The organism is uncultured Phascolarctobacterium sp. (genome assembly GCF_937920985.1).
In the GTDB taxonomy this organism is placed as follows: Bacteria; Bacillota; Negativicutes; order Acidaminococcales; family Acidaminococcaceae; genus Phascolarctobacterium_A.
Map to the genome: position 1 here is coordinate 25,119 of NZ_CALDXR010000064.1, position 12,496 is coordinate 37,614.

Sequence of the window (12,496 nt, forward strand, 5' to 3'; positions counted from 1 at the left end):
AAAGATAGTGGGTCAAAAAGTTAATCCGCATGGTCTCCGTGTTGGCGTTATCAAAGGCTGGGATTCCAAATGGTACGCTGGCAAAGACTATGAGAAATTCTTGTTAGAAGACATTAAAATCCGTGAGTTCATCAAAGAAAAACTGTTCCTGTCCGGTATCTCTAAAGTAGAAATCGAACGCGCATCTAATAAAGCCCGCATTTCCATCCATACTGCAAAACCTGGTATGGTAATCGGTCGTCAAGGCAGCAACATCGAACTGCTGAAATCCGACCTGAAGAAAATGACTGAGAGCGCTATCGAAATCAACATCGTAGAAGTTAAAACCCCGGATATGGACGCAACCTTGGTTGCAGAGAACATTGCAGCACAGCTGGAACGCCGTATCGCTTTCCGTCGTGCTATGAAACAATGCGTTGGCCGTACCATGCGTATGGGTGCTAAAGGTATTAAAATTACCTGCGGCGGTCGTCTTGGCGGTGCTGAAATTGCACGCAGCGAATCCTATCGTGAAGGCAGCATTCCTCTGCACACCCTGCGTGCTGACATCGATTATGGCACTGCAGAAGCACATACCACTTATGGCCGTATCGGCATTAAGGTATGGATTTACAAAGGTGAAGTTCTTCCTGAAAGCAAAGAAGCAGCTAAAGTTGCTCCGGCAAAGGAGGCATAATCAGACATGTTATTACCGAAGAGAGTTAAACATCGTAAACAACATAGAGGTCGTATGACTGGCCGTGCTATGCGCGGTAATAGAATCGCTCATGGCGATTTCGGTCTGGTAGCATTGGAGCCCGCTTGGATTACCAACCGCCAGATTGAGGCAGCCCGTATCGCAATGACACGTTATATCAAACGTGGCGGTCAAGTTTGGATTCAAATTTTCCCGGATAAACCGATTACTGCAAAACCTGCTGAAACTCGTATGGGTTCTGGTAAAGGTTCTCCGGAGTACTGGGTAGCAGTAGTTAAACCTGGTCGCGTTCTGTTCGAAATGAACGGTGTTAGCGAAGAAGTTGCTAAAGAAGCAATGCGTCTTGCTAGCCACAAATTGCCTATCAAATGCAAATTTGTAACTCGCGCTCAACAGGAAGCTGAAGCTGCCGCACAAGAAAAGGGTGGTGAAGCTTAATGAAAACAACAGAAATTCGTGAATTGTCTGCTGCTGAGTTAGACACCAAGTTGGCAGATTTGAAAGAGGAACTCTTCAATCTGCGTTTTCAAATGGCAACCGGTCAATGTGAAAATCCGATGAAAATTCGTGACGTTAAGAAATCCATTGCCCGTATCAAAACAATCCAGCGTGAACGTGAGCTCAAGGCTTAACTGTTTTGAAGTATAACAAGGAGGAAACAGTCGTGACCGAAGAAAGAAACGCACGTGTTACCCGTATTGGTAAAGTTGTCAGCGATAAAATGCAGAAAACTGTCGTAGTTGCAGTAGAACGTTTCGTTCAGCATCCGCTGTACAAAAAAGGCGTACAACATACTATTAAATTTAAAGCTCATGATGAAAATAACGAAGCACATGTTGGCGACGTAGTTGAAATTATGCAAACTCGTCCGCTGTCTAAAGATAAATGCTGGCGCGTTATTGAAATCTTAGAGCGTGCTAAATAATTTTGCCGAAGAGTTAGTCCGGCAAGGGAGGGAAATCCATGATACAACAACAAACTATCCTTAATGTTGGTGACAACACTGGCGCTAAGAAGGTTATGTGTATCCGTGTATTAGGCGGTTCTTACCGCAAATATGCTAATATCGGTGACGTTATCGTATGTGCTGTTAAAGATGCATCACCCGGTGGCGTTGTAAAAAAAGGCGACGTAGTTAAAGCAGTTGTTGTTCGTTCCGTTAAAGGTGTTCGCCGTGCAGACGGTTCCTACATCCGTTTTGATGAGAACGCAGCAGTTGTAATCAAAGACGACAAGAGCCCGCGCGGCACTCGTATTTTTGGGCCTGTTGCCCGCGAACTTCGCGAAAAAGACTTCATGAAAATCATTTCTCTGGCACCGGAAGTGCTGTAAGAAATTAGATAACGCACTGTAAGGAGGTGTTCTTGACATGGCAAATGCTGTAAAGCTGCATGTTAAAAAAGGCGATACCGTTCTTGTACTGTCCGGCAAGGATAAAGGCAAGCAAGGTAAGATCGTTGAAGCTCTGCCTAAGAAAGCCAAAGTGGTTGTTGAAGGCGTGAATAAAGTAAAACGTCATACCAAACCGTCTCAGGCAAATCCTCAAGGCGGCATCATTACTAAAGAAGCTCCGCTCGCTTCTTCCAAAGTAATGCTGGTATGCCCGGTTTGCAAACAAGCTACCCGTATTAAAAAGACCGAAGTTGCCGGTGCTTTCGTAAGAACCTGCAAAAAATGCGGTGAAGTAATCGATAAATAATTTTCCGGGAAAGGAGGAAATAACTGAATGGCAAAGACCAGATTGCAAGAAAAATATTTGTCTGAAGTAGCTAAGGCTATGCATGACAAATTCCAATATAAAAACGTAATGGAAATCCCTAAAATTGAGAAAGTTGTAATCAACATGGGTGTTGGCGAGGCTGTAGGCAACAGCAAAGCTCTGGAAAGCGCAGTTGCTGATATGACTCAGATCGCAGGTCAAAAACCTGTTATCACCAAAGCTAAGAAATCCATCGCAGCTTTCAAAGTACGTCAAGGCATGCCTCTGGGTGCTAAAGTAACCCTGCGTGGCGACCGTATGTACTATTTCCTTGATAAACTGATGAATCTCGCTCTTCCGCGCGTACGTGACTTCCGTGGCGTAAATGCTTCCGCATTTGACGGCCGTGGCAACTACGCACTGGGTCTGAAAGAACAATTGATTTTCCCGGAAATCGAATATGATAAGATCGATAAAGTTCGTGGCATGGATATCATCATTGTGACTACCGCTAAGACAGACGAGGAAGCTAGAGAGCTGCTCAAACTCCTCGGAATGCCGTTCGGCGCATAAGTGAGGAGGGAACACATTGGCTAAAAAAGCCCTGATCGAAAAATGGAAAGGCGAACCGAAATTCGAAGTTCGTCATTATAACCGCTGCAAAGTTTGCGGCAGACCTCATGGCTATATGCGTAAATTTGGCCTCTGCCGTATCTGCTTCCGTGAATATGCTTATAAAGGAGCTATTCCGGGCGTAACCAAAGCAAGCTGGTAAGACAGACAACAAGGAAGGAGGGTATTTAAGTATGGTAATGACTGACCCGATTGCTGATATGCTTACCCGTATTCGTAACGCAAATTCAGTTCATCATGATAAAGTTGAAATCCCCGGCAGCAAGATTAAGCTGGCTATTGCTGAAATCCTGAAAGCCGAAGGTTTCATTAAAGATTTCGAAGTTATTGCTGACAGTAAACAAAATGTTATCCGCGTCAGCCTGAAATACGGTGCTAATAAGGAGAAGGTAATCTCCGGTATTAAACGTATTTCCAAACCTGGTCTGAGAGTTTATTCTCAAAAAGACCAACTGCCTAGAGTCCTCGGAGGTCTGGGTATTGCATTAATTTCTACTTCCCAAGGCTTGATGACCGACAAAGCTGCTCGTAAAGCAGGCTTGGGCGGCGAAGTTCTTGCATACGTATGGTAATACTAAAAAGATAGGAGGTGCTCGTACGTGTCTAGAATTGGTAAGATGCCAATTACTGTTCCCGCTGGTGTAACAGTTACTATTGAAGATAATCACGTGACCGTTAAAGGTCCTAAAGGCGAATTAGCTCGCCAAATCAATAAAAACATGAAGCTGACCATGGACAATGGTGTAATCACCGTTGAACGTCCGGACGATGAAAAAGAAAGCCGTTCTCTGCATGGTCTGTCCCGTACCCTGATCAACAACATGATCATCGGTGTAACCCAAGGCTTCAGCAAAACTCTGGAAATTAATGGTGTTGGTTACCGTGCTGCTAAGCAAGGCCAAAACATTAACTTCACTCTGGGTTTCTCTCACCCGGTTGTAAAAGAGCCGCCTGCAGGTATTACTTTTGAAGTTCCCGCTCCGAACAAGATCGTTGTTAGCGGTGCTGATAAAGAAGTTGTAGGTGCAGTTGCTGCAGATATCCGTACTTTGCGTCCGCCTGAACCTTACAAAGGTAAAGGTATCCGTTACGAAGGCGAACATGTTCGTCGTAAGATTGGTAAAGCCGGCGCTAAAGGCAAGAAATAATTTCTAAAAGAAGGGAGTGAAACTCTTGCTTAACAGAGTTGATAAAAACGAGAAACGTCAAAAACGTCATCTCCGTTCTCGTAGATATATTATCGGTACTGCTGAAAAACCTCGTCTGAACGTATACCGTTCCCTGTCCAACATTTATGCACAGGTTATTAACGATGAGACCGGCGAAACTATCGCTGCTGCCAGCACCGTTGAAAAAGATCTGAAAGAAAACTACGGCGGCAACATTGAGGCTGCTAAAGCTGTAGGCAAAGCAATCGCTGAAAAAGCGCTGGCTAAGGGTGTAAAAGAAGTTGTATTCGATCGTGGTGGCTATCTGTACCACGGCCGTGTAGCTGCCCTGGCTGAAGCTGCTCGCGAAGCTGGCCTGGTATTCTAAGAGAAGGAGGAAATAAAGTGGCGAACTTCGAAAATAAAGAAAACGAATTACAAGAAAAAGTCGTTTTCATCAACCGTGTTGCTAAGGTTGTTAAAGGCGGACGTCGTTTCTCCTTCGCTGCACTTGTTGTTGTAGGTGATGAAAATGGTCATGTAGGCATGGGCCTGGGTAAAGCTGCAGAGGTTCCTGAAGCTATTCGCAAAGGCGTTGAAGACGCTAAGAAAAACCTGGTTACTGTACCGCTGGTTGGTACTACCATTCCTCATGAAAACATCGGTGTATTCGGCGCAGGCCGCGTATTCCTGAAACCGGCTGCAGAAGGTACCGGCGTTATCGCTGGCGGCCCTGTACGTGCCGTACTGGAACTGGCTGGCGTTCGTGATATTCTTACTAAATCTCAAGGCTCTTCCAACCCGAACAACATGGTTCGTGCAACCATTGAAGGTCTGAAATCCTTGAAGAGTGCTGAAGCTGTTGCAGCTCTGCGTGGTAAAACCGTAGAAGAATTGTTGGGCTAAGGAGGACTTTGTCATGGCACAAATTAAAATCACCCTGACCCGCAGCCTGATCGGTTACCCCAAAGATCAGCGTGCAACCGTTAAAGCTCTGGGCTTAGGTAAAATCAATACTAGCGTTGTTAAAGAAGATACTCCGACTATTCGCGGCATGGTTCACAAGGTTGAACATCTCGTGAAGGTTGAAGAAGCGTAAGACAAGGAGGTGTACTGAAGATGAATTTACATGAATTGTCTCCCGCTCCGGGATCTAAACGTGTAGCAGTTCGCGTAGGTCGCGGCCTGGGCAGTGGCTTAGGCAAGACTTCCGGCAAAGGCCAGAAAGGTCAGAAATCCCGTTCCGGCGGTGTTAAGCGCCCTGGATTTGAAGGTGGTCAAAGACCTCTGTACCTGCGTCTTCCGAAACGCGGTTTCTACAATAAATTTGGTAAAGATTATGTTGAAATCAACGTTTCCGTACTCAATCGTTTTGAAGACGGCACCGTTGTTGAACCTGTAATGCTCATTGAAGAAGGTGTTGTTAAGAACATTCGTGACGGCATCCGTATTCTTGGCAATGGCGAATTAACCAAAAAGCTTACTGTACAAGCTATGGGCTTCAGCAAGTCCGCTGAAGAAAAAATCGTTGCAGCTGGCGGTAAGATTGAGGTGATCTAAAGTGTTAGCAGCCCTTGCAAACATATTTAGAATAACAGAACTCAGGCAAAAAGTTATATTTACTCTCGCCATGTTCATCGTATTCAGGGCTGGAACACATATACCTGTTCCTGGCGTAAACGCTTCTGTCATTGAACAGCTTTTCCGTAGCGGCAATCTCTTCGGACTGCTTGATATGTTCAGTGGCGGCGCCTTGAGCAAATTCTCCATTTTTGCTATGAGTATTACCCCATATATCAATGCTTCAATTATTTTACAGTTATTGAAGGTAGTTGTACCGACCTTGGAACAATGGTCCAAGGAAGGTGAGGAAGGCTTCAAGAAAACGACAAAGCTTACACGTATGCTGACGGTGGCTTTGGCGTTTATCCAAGCCTGCGGTATGGCCTACGGCCTGAAGATGGCGATTAATAACCCCGGGATTTTCTCAATCCTGCTTATTGCTCTCACACTTACTGCAGGAACCGTTTTCCTTATGTGGATAGGCGAGCAGATTACAGCTCGCGGTGTCGGCAATGGTATTTCCCTGATAATCTTTGCCGGTATCGTATCCAGACTTCCGGATGGACTTAAAGTAATTTTCCAATATCTGCAGGCTGGCACGGTAAGCTTATTGAACGTTATTTTGTTCGCGGCTATAGCCCTGGCGATGGTAGTTTTCGTAATTATCATTTCTGAGGGTATTCGCAAAATCCCCGTTCAGTATGCTAAGCGTGTAGTAGGCAAAAAGGCTTATGGCGGTCATACAAGCTATATCCCTCTGAAGGTCAATCAGGCAGGCGTTATTCCGATCATCTTCGCTTCTTCGGTGTTGATGTTCCCTGTAACAATTGCTCAGTTCGTTGATGTTCCCTGGGTTAAAGCAATGGGTAAGCTCTTTCAGTGGGGCAGCCCGCTGCAGACCACATTATATGTTCTGATGATTTTGTTCTTCACTTACTTCTATACAGCAGTAAGCCTGAACATCGGAGATCTTTCCGATAATATCAAAAAGAATGGTGGCTTTATTCCCGGTTTAAGACCCGGTAATCCTACTACAGAATATCTTGACAAGGTAATGTCCAGAATAACTTTGGCCGGTGCGATTTTCCTCTCATTAATTGCGCTGATGCCTCATGTTATCGGATGGGTAACACGCATTGAAGGTGTGTACTTCGGCGGTACCGCTTTGTTGATCGTTGTTGGTGTTGCATTACAAACTATGAAGCAAATAGAGTCCATGGTTCTGATGCGTCATTATCATGGCTTTATGAAATAGGAGGAGTTCAGAATGTACATTCTTTTAATGGGACCTCCGGGTGCTGGTAAAGGCACTCAAGCAGAAAAACTCATTGATGAATTTAAAATCCCTCATATCTCCACAGGAGACATGTTCCGTGCAGCAGTAAGCGCAGGCACCGAACTTGGTAAAGAGGCAAAAAAATACATGGACGCTGGCGGACTTGTCCCCGACGTCGTAACCATCGGCATTGTTCGTGAAGGCTTGTCCAAACCCGAATGTGCAAATGGTTTCATCTTAGATGGCTTCCCGAGAACTGAGGAGCAAGCAGTTGCTCTCGACGGAATCCTCAAAGACCTGGGCATTAAATTGACCGGTGTTGTTAATATCTCTGTTCCTGACTCCGAGCTGGTTGCGCGTGTAGTTGGCCGCCGTATCTGCAAGGCTTGCGGTGCTACCTATCATGTAAGCTTTAACCCCAGCAAGGTAGAAAATGTCTGCGACAAATGTGGCGGTAACCTTTATCAACGTAACGACGATAAAGAAGAAACCGTTGTAAATCGTCTGCATGCATATCATGAACAAACAGAACCGTTAATCGAGTACTACAAAAAACAAGGCCTGTACAAAGAAATCGATGGCTTGCAGCCTATTGATAAAGTATATGCCGACGTTAAAGCTAGTCTCGGATGTAGCAAATAAGGAGGTACTGCAGTGTCCAAACAGGATGTTATTGAGGTTGAAGGTACAATCTTAGAAGCACTTCCCAATGCTATGTTCCAAGTTCAACTGGTTAACGGCCATACAATTTTAGCACATATATCCGGTAAGATTCGTATGAACTTCATCAAGATATTGCCTGGTGATAAGGTTACCGTGGAGCTTACTCCGTACGACCTCAATCGTGGAAGAATTACTTATCGGTATAAATAATCCAACAGGCAAAGAGGAGGTTTAAATTATGAAAGTAAGACCGTCTGTTAAGCCAATATGTGAAAAATGCAAAGTCATTAAACGTAAAGGCCATGTAATGGTAATTTGCGAAAACCCGAAACATAAACAAAAACAAGGATAAGAAGGAGGTGCACATTAATGGCACGTATTTCTGGTGTCGATTTACCGAGAGATAAACGTATTGAGTATGCTCTGCCGTACATCTATGGCATCGGCCTGACTCTCTCTCGTGAAATTTTAGCTAAAACCGGTATTAACCCGGACACTCGCGTTCGCGACCTGACTGAAGAAGAAGTTGCTAAGATCCGTGAAACTCTGGATCAGGACTATAAAGTTGAAGGTGACCTCCGCCGTGAGGAATCCCTGAACATTAAACGTCTGATTGAAATTGGCAGCTATCGTGGCAGAAGACATCGTATGGGTCTGCCTGTTCGTGGTCAAAACACTAAAAACAATGCCCGCACCCGTAAAGGTCCGAAACGTACTATTGCAGGCAAGAAGAAATAATTAGCGAGGGAGGGATAAACCAGTGGCTGGCAAGAAAGTTGTTCGCAACAAGAAAAAAGTTAGCAAAAACGTAATCAACGGTGTAGCACATATCCGCTCCACCTTCAATAATACTATCGTTACCATCGCTGATACCGAAGGTAATGTTCTGAGCTGGGCCTCCGCAGGCGGCCTCGGTTTCCGTGGCAGCCGTAAGAGCACTCCGTTTGCTGCACAAATGGCTGCTGAAGAAGCAACCAAAGCTGCTATGGAGCATGGCTTGAAACAAGTAGAAGTATATGTAAAAGGTCCTGGCGCTGGCCGTGAAGCAGCAATTCGTGCACTTCAGGCTGCAGGTCTGGAAGTTAACTCTATTAAAGACGTTACTCCGATTCCGCATAACGGCTGCCGTCCGCCGAAACGTAGAAGAGTATAATTGGGGGTGTAAATAGATGGCAATTGATAGAACTCCTGTCCTGAAAAGATGCAGATCTTTGGGCTTAGCTCCCGCATTCATGGGCATTAGCAAGGAATCTAAACGCCAAGTTCGCCGCCAAAACAGAAAAAAGAGCGAATATGGCATTCAGTTAACTGAAAAACAAAAAGCTAAATTTATCTATGGCGTACTGGAAAAACAATTCCGTGGCTACTATGATAAAGCTAAAAAGATGGAAGGCATCACCGGTGAAAACCTGCTGATCCTCCTCGAAAGAAGAATCGACAACGTAGTTTTCCGCCTCGGCTTGGCTAACACCCGCCGTCAGGCTCGCCAAATCGTAAGACATGGCCACATTGCTGTTAACGGCAAACGTCTGGACATTCCTTCCGCATTGGTAAGAGTTGGCGATGTTGTAACCGTTATGGAAAACAGCCGTGCTAAAGAATACTTCAAAGGCATGGACGAAACTCTGGCTACCAAAGCAGTTCCGGCTTGGCTGGTACTGGACGCTGCTAACGTTAGCGGTAAGGTAGACCGTTTCCCGACTCGTGAGGAAATTGATGTTCCTATTGAAGAGCACTTCATCGTAGAGTTGTACTCCAAATAATTAGTGAATATCTTGTGCCACCCACTTATGAGACGTATTGTGGTAATACGCGATAGAAGGAGGCTTTCCGAATGATTGAAATTGAAAAACCTAAGATGGTTACATCTGATGTCAGCGAAGATGGTCGTTATGGCAAATTCGTTTGGGAGCCGCTCGAGAGAGGCTACGGCATTACACTAGGCAACAGCCTGCGTCGTGTTCTGCTGTCCTCCCTGCCGGGTGCAGCAGTAACATATGTCAAGATTGACGGTGTTCTGCATGAGTTTGCTACTATTCCAGGTGTTCGCGAAGATGTTGCTGATATCATCCTGAACATCAAGGCATTATGCCTTAAAATGGAAGGTGAAGGGGAAAAAATTCTGCGTATCGAATGTTCTGGTGAACAGGAAGTTACTGCAGCTAACATCATTGCTGATAGCGATGTTGAAATTTTAAACCCTGAACTGCACATTGCGACTTTGGATAAAGACGCAGTTTTCAATATGGAAATCCATATTGATAAAGGTCGTGGCTATGTACCCGCGGACAAAAATAAACAGCCTGATCAGCCTATCGGCGTAATTCCGGTAGACTCCATTTACTCTCCTATTACCAGAGTGAAATTTGCTGTTAACGATACCCGCGTAGGTAATGTTACCAACTATGACAAGCTTACTTTGGAAGTTTGGACTGATGGCAGCATGAAGCCTGATGAAGCTGTTGACATGGCTTCCACCATCCTGATTGACTATCTCAAGCTCTTCCAGACCAGTGATGGCAAAGGTTCTGTAATCACTGTTACTGGCGGTTCTGAGCCTGAAGCTCCGGAGCCGAGCAAGCAAGAAGGTCAAAACACAATGTCTATCGACGATTTGGATTTGTCCGTTCGCAGCAATAACTGCCTGAGACGTGCAGGAATCAATACTGTCGAAGAATTAATCCAGAAAACCGAAGCTGATATGATTAAAGTCCGTAACTTAGGCAGCAAGTCTCTTGAAGAGATCAAAAAGAAACTTGAGGATATGGGCTTGCATTTTCGCAAAAACGATGAAGAATAACTAAGGGGGTCAGAAGTACATGGCATACAGAAAACTGGGTCGTAACTCCAGCAACCGTAAGGCTCTGTTTCGCAGCATTTTAACTTCCTTCTTCAAATATGGTAAGATCGAAACCACCGTTACCAAAGCTAAAGAAGTTGCTAAGCATTCCGCTCAACTGATTACTTTGGCAAAACGCAATGACCTGCATGCTCGTCGTCAGGTTATGGCAGTTCTGGTTGACGAAACCATTACCAAAAAACTGTTTGAAGAAATTGCTCCGAAATATGAAGGCAGACAAGGCGGCTTTACTCGTATTTACAGAGTAGGTCCTCGCCGTGGCGATGCAGCTGAAATGGCTATCATCGAACTTATCTAATTTAGAGCTGGAAAAGCAGGAACTTAGGTTCCTGCTTTTTTTGCGTTCTGAAAAAAGTCTGTGTATAATAGTGGTATGTAAAATCCACTAATCAGCAAGCATGCTGAAGGATATTCATAGTATTAGCCAGATATATACCATAATATGAGGAGGAAAAGATAATGCGTTTTTATACAGTGGAGATTAATGGAAAACAGGAAATACTTGTCGGCTTTCAGCAAGAGGCTGCGCTATATAGATTGAGCTTATTGGCAAGACTGGTTCCCGAGCTGGCAACTGATGATATGAATGAACTTATTTGCCGCTATACACCGGCAGTAAAGGAAAAGCTGGAGCGTTTGGCAGAAAATGAGGATGTGCTGCAGGGAGCGGCTGTAAACCTGGCAGAAGTGAAGCTTTTGGCGCCTATTGTTCATCCGCTTCAGGATGTAGTCTGCCTTGGCATTAACTATGATGCACATGCTCAGGAAGCAGGACGCTTTTCCAGCGAAGCCTTCGGCGGTGAACGTCCCTACACAATTTATTTTTCCAAGCGGGTAAACAGAGCTACAGCAAGCGGTGAAAGTATTCCTCGTTATGAAGGCTTAGTAGACAGCCTTGACTATGAAGCAGAGCTGGGAGTAATTTTAGCTAAAGATGCTAAAGGTGTAAGCAAAGAAAACGCCAGAGATTATATTTTTGGTTATACAATTATTAATGATATCAGTGCACGTAATCTGCAGACGCGTCATAAGCAATGGTATTTGGGAAAAAGCCTTGACGGATTTACTCTCATGGGACCGTGTATTGTTACCGCAGATGAAATCGGTGATGAGCAGGCCCTTGATATCAGCTGTACGGTTAACGGAGAGCTGCGCCAGAGCAGTAATACCCGTTATATGATTCAGACTGTCTGTGGGGCAATTGCAGAGCTGTCAGAGGGGATGACACTGGCTGTAGGAACAATTATAGCTACCGGTACTCCGGCAGGTGTCGGTATGGGTATGAAGCCGCCGACATTCTTGCAGCATGGCGATAAAATCGTCTGCTCCATCGAAAAAATTGGCTCATTAGAAAATATGGTTGATTAAAAGCTGCAAACTCATATGTTTACAATAAAAATACTTGTCTTTTTAGGACTGATGGCATAAAATAAACTTAGAGACCAGAATAAATTTAAAGGAGGCTACAAAATGGGTAAATTCGTAATTTCTCAGGCAAAGAATGGCATTAAGTTTAATCTGAAGGCTGCAAATGGTGAAGTTATTGCCAGCTCCCAAGTTTATAAGGACGAAAAGTATTGCCGTAAAGGTATTGCCAGCGTTATCAATAATGCTCCAATCGCTCCGATTGAGGATCAGACGGTAGAAGGCTTTACCCCCTGTAAGCATCCAAAATTTGAGGTTTATAAGGATAAGGCAGGCGAATTCCGCTTCCGTCTGAAAGCAACCAACGGACAGATTATTGCTACTGGTGAAGGCTATAAGGCAATGGCAGGATGCAAACGCGGCATTGAGTCCATTAGGAAAAATGTTGTTGATGCCAAAATAATTGTTGAAGCACCTAAAGAAGAAAAAGCTGAATAATATTAATCAAAAGGACCACTACGTGTTAGCGCAGTGGTACTTTTTTTGGTGCGCCCAGCATGGGCGATAACTAGGTGGTGAAAGTCCACTACGC

25 protein-coding genes are annotated in these 12,496 nt (G+C 44.7%); all 25 read left to right on the plus strand.

Annotated elements, in window-relative coordinates; genetic code table 11:
* The first annotated feature begins 7 nt into the window (after positions 1–7).
* A complete protein-coding gene (gene rpsC, locus Q0612_RS11590) occupies positions 8–676 on the plus strand; it encodes a 30S ribosomal protein S3 (protein ID WP_009145391.1) in 669 nt (222 codons plus the stop codon).
* A 6-nt stretch (positions 677–682) separates the two neighbouring features.
* Positions 683–1,135, plus strand: a complete 453-nt coding sequence (rplP, locus tag Q0612_RS11595) for a 50S ribosomal protein L16 (protein WP_021719364.1) — start codon at positions 683–685, stop codon at positions 1,133–1,135.
* Positions 1,135–1,329, plus strand: a complete 195-nt coding sequence (gene rpmC / locus Q0612_RS11600; protein WP_009145393.1) for a 50S ribosomal protein L29 — start codon at positions 1,135–1,137, stop codon at positions 1,327–1,329. Before rplP ends, rpmC begins: the two co-directional genes overlap by 1 nt.
* A 32-nt stretch (positions 1,330–1,361) precedes the next feature.
* Complete coding sequence (gene rpsQ / locus Q0612_RS11605) at positions 1,362–1,622, plus strand: 30S ribosomal protein S17 (RefSeq protein WP_021719365.1); 261 nt, start codon at positions 1,362–1,364, stop codon at positions 1,620–1,622.
* 38 nt (positions 1,623–1,660) lie between these two features.
* Complete coding sequence (gene rplN / locus Q0612_RS11610; RefSeq protein WP_009145395.1) at positions 1,661–2,029, plus strand: 50S ribosomal protein L14; 369 nt, start codon at positions 1,661–1,663, stop codon at positions 2,027–2,029.
* A gap of 37 nt (positions 2,030–2,066) precedes the next feature.
* Entirely contained in the window at positions 2,067–2,396 is a 330-nt protein-coding gene (gene rplX / locus Q0612_RS11615; protein ID WP_009145396.1) for a 50S ribosomal protein L24, read from the plus strand.
* A 27-nt stretch (positions 2,397–2,423) separates the two neighbouring features.
* Positions 2,424–2,969 carry a 50S ribosomal protein L5 gene (gene rplE, locus Q0612_RS11620; protein ID WP_009145397.1) on the plus strand — a complete coding sequence of 182 codons (546 nt, stop codon included), beginning with the start codon at positions 2,424–2,426 and terminating at the stop codon, positions 2,967–2,969.
* A 16-nt stretch (positions 2,970–2,985) separates the two neighbouring features.
* A complete protein-coding gene (locus Q0612_RS11625; RefSeq protein ID WP_009145398.1) occupies positions 2,986–3,171 on the plus strand; it encodes a type Z 30S ribosomal protein S14 in 186 nt (61 codons plus the stop codon).
* A gap of 31 nt (positions 3,172–3,202) precedes the next feature.
* Positions 3,203–3,601 (plus strand): 30S ribosomal protein S8, encoded by a 399-nt coding sequence (rpsH, locus tag Q0612_RS11630; protein ID WP_009145399.1) that lies wholly within the window; start codon positions 3,203–3,205, stop codon positions 3,599–3,601.
* 27 nt (positions 3,602–3,628) lie between these two features.
* On the plus strand, positions 3,629–4,177 hold the full coding sequence (rplF, locus tag Q0612_RS11635; protein ID WP_210684865.1) for a 50S ribosomal protein L6: 549 nt from the start codon (positions 3,629–3,631) through the stop codon (positions 4,175–4,177).
* A 25-nt stretch (positions 4,178–4,202) separates the two neighbouring features.
* Positions 4,203–4,565: a 50S ribosomal protein L18 gene (gene rplR, locus Q0612_RS11640; RefSeq protein WP_021719367.1), complete on the plus strand. Its 363-nt coding sequence runs from the start codon at positions 4,203–4,205 to the stop codon at positions 4,563–4,565.
* Between the two features lie 17 nt (positions 4,566–4,582).
* The gene (rpsE, locus tag Q0612_RS11645) at positions 4,583–5,083 is read left to right on the plus strand and encodes a 30S ribosomal protein S5 (RefSeq protein WP_009145402.1); all 501 of its coding nucleotides are present in this window, start codon (positions 4,583–4,585) and stop codon (positions 5,081–5,083) included.
* Between the two features lie 13 nt (positions 5,084–5,096).
* Complete coding sequence (gene rpmD / locus Q0612_RS11650) at positions 5,097–5,276, plus strand: 50S ribosomal protein L30 (RefSeq protein WP_021719369.1); 180 nt, start codon at positions 5,097–5,099, stop codon at positions 5,274–5,276.
* Between the two features lie 20 nt (positions 5,277–5,296).
* Positions 5,297–5,737 carry a 50S ribosomal protein L15 gene (gene rplO, locus Q0612_RS11655; RefSeq protein WP_009145404.1) on the plus strand — a complete coding sequence of 147 codons (441 nt, stop codon included), beginning with the start codon at positions 5,297–5,299 and terminating at the stop codon, positions 5,735–5,737.
* A gap of 1 nt (position 5,738) precedes the next feature.
* Positions 5,739–6,995, plus strand: coding sequence for a preprotein translocase subunit SecY (gene secY, locus Q0612_RS11660; RefSeq protein WP_298884865.1), 1,257 nt, complete (start codon positions 5,739–5,741; stop codon positions 6,993–6,995).
* 12 nt (positions 6,996–7,007) lie between these two features.
* On the plus strand, positions 7,008–7,658 hold the full coding sequence (locus Q0612_RS11665) for an adenylate kinase (RefSeq protein ID WP_298884866.1): 651 nt from the start codon (positions 7,008–7,010) through the stop codon (positions 7,656–7,658).
* A 12-nt stretch (positions 7,659–7,670) separates the two neighbouring features.
* Positions 7,671–7,889, plus strand: coding sequence for a translation initiation factor IF-1 (infA, locus tag Q0612_RS11670; RefSeq protein ID WP_009145407.1), 219 nt, complete (start codon positions 7,671–7,673; stop codon positions 7,887–7,889).
* Between the two features lie 28 nt (positions 7,890–7,917).
* Positions 7,918–8,031 carry a 50S ribosomal protein L36 gene (gene rpmJ / locus Q0612_RS11675; protein WP_004092858.1) on the plus strand — a complete coding sequence of 38 codons (114 nt, stop codon included), beginning with the start codon at positions 7,918–7,920 and terminating at the stop codon, positions 8,029–8,031.
* Between the two features lie 17 nt (positions 8,032–8,048).
* The gene (rpsM, locus tag Q0612_RS11680) at positions 8,049–8,417 is read left to right on the plus strand and encodes a 30S ribosomal protein S13 (protein ID WP_009145408.1); all 369 of its coding nucleotides are present in this window, start codon (positions 8,049–8,051) and stop codon (positions 8,415–8,417) included.
* 22 nt (positions 8,418–8,439) lie between these two features.
* Complete coding sequence (gene rpsK / locus Q0612_RS11685; RefSeq protein WP_009145409.1) at positions 8,440–8,832, plus strand: 30S ribosomal protein S11; 393 nt, start codon at positions 8,440–8,442, stop codon at positions 8,830–8,832.
* 16 nt (positions 8,833–8,848) lie between these two features.
* Positions 8,849–9,442, plus strand: a complete 594-nt coding sequence (rpsD, locus tag Q0612_RS11690; RefSeq protein WP_009145410.1) for a 30S ribosomal protein S4 — start codon at positions 8,849–8,851, stop codon at positions 9,440–9,442.
* A 71-nt stretch (positions 9,443–9,513) separates the two neighbouring features.
* Positions 9,514–10,479, plus strand: a complete 966-nt coding sequence (locus Q0612_RS11695) for a DNA-directed RNA polymerase subunit alpha (protein WP_021719373.1) — start codon at positions 9,514–9,516, stop codon at positions 10,477–10,479.
* 19 nt (positions 10,480–10,498) lie between these two features.
* On the plus strand, positions 10,499–10,837 hold the full coding sequence (gene rplQ, locus Q0612_RS11700) for a 50S ribosomal protein L17 (protein WP_009145412.1): 339 nt from the start codon (positions 10,499–10,501) through the stop codon (positions 10,835–10,837).
* A gap of 161 nt (positions 10,838–10,998) precedes the next feature.
* Positions 10,999–11,907 (plus strand): fumarylacetoacetate hydrolase family protein, encoded by a 909-nt coding sequence (locus Q0612_RS11705; RefSeq protein ID WP_298884871.1) that lies wholly within the window; start codon positions 10,999–11,001, stop codon positions 11,905–11,907.
* 102 nt (positions 11,908–12,009) lie between these two features.
* Positions 12,010–12,402: a YegP family protein gene (locus tag Q0612_RS11710; RefSeq protein WP_298884873.1), complete on the plus strand. Its 393-nt coding sequence runs from the start codon at positions 12,010–12,012 to the stop codon at positions 12,400–12,402.
* Positions 12,403–12,496: the final 94 nt, after the last annotated feature.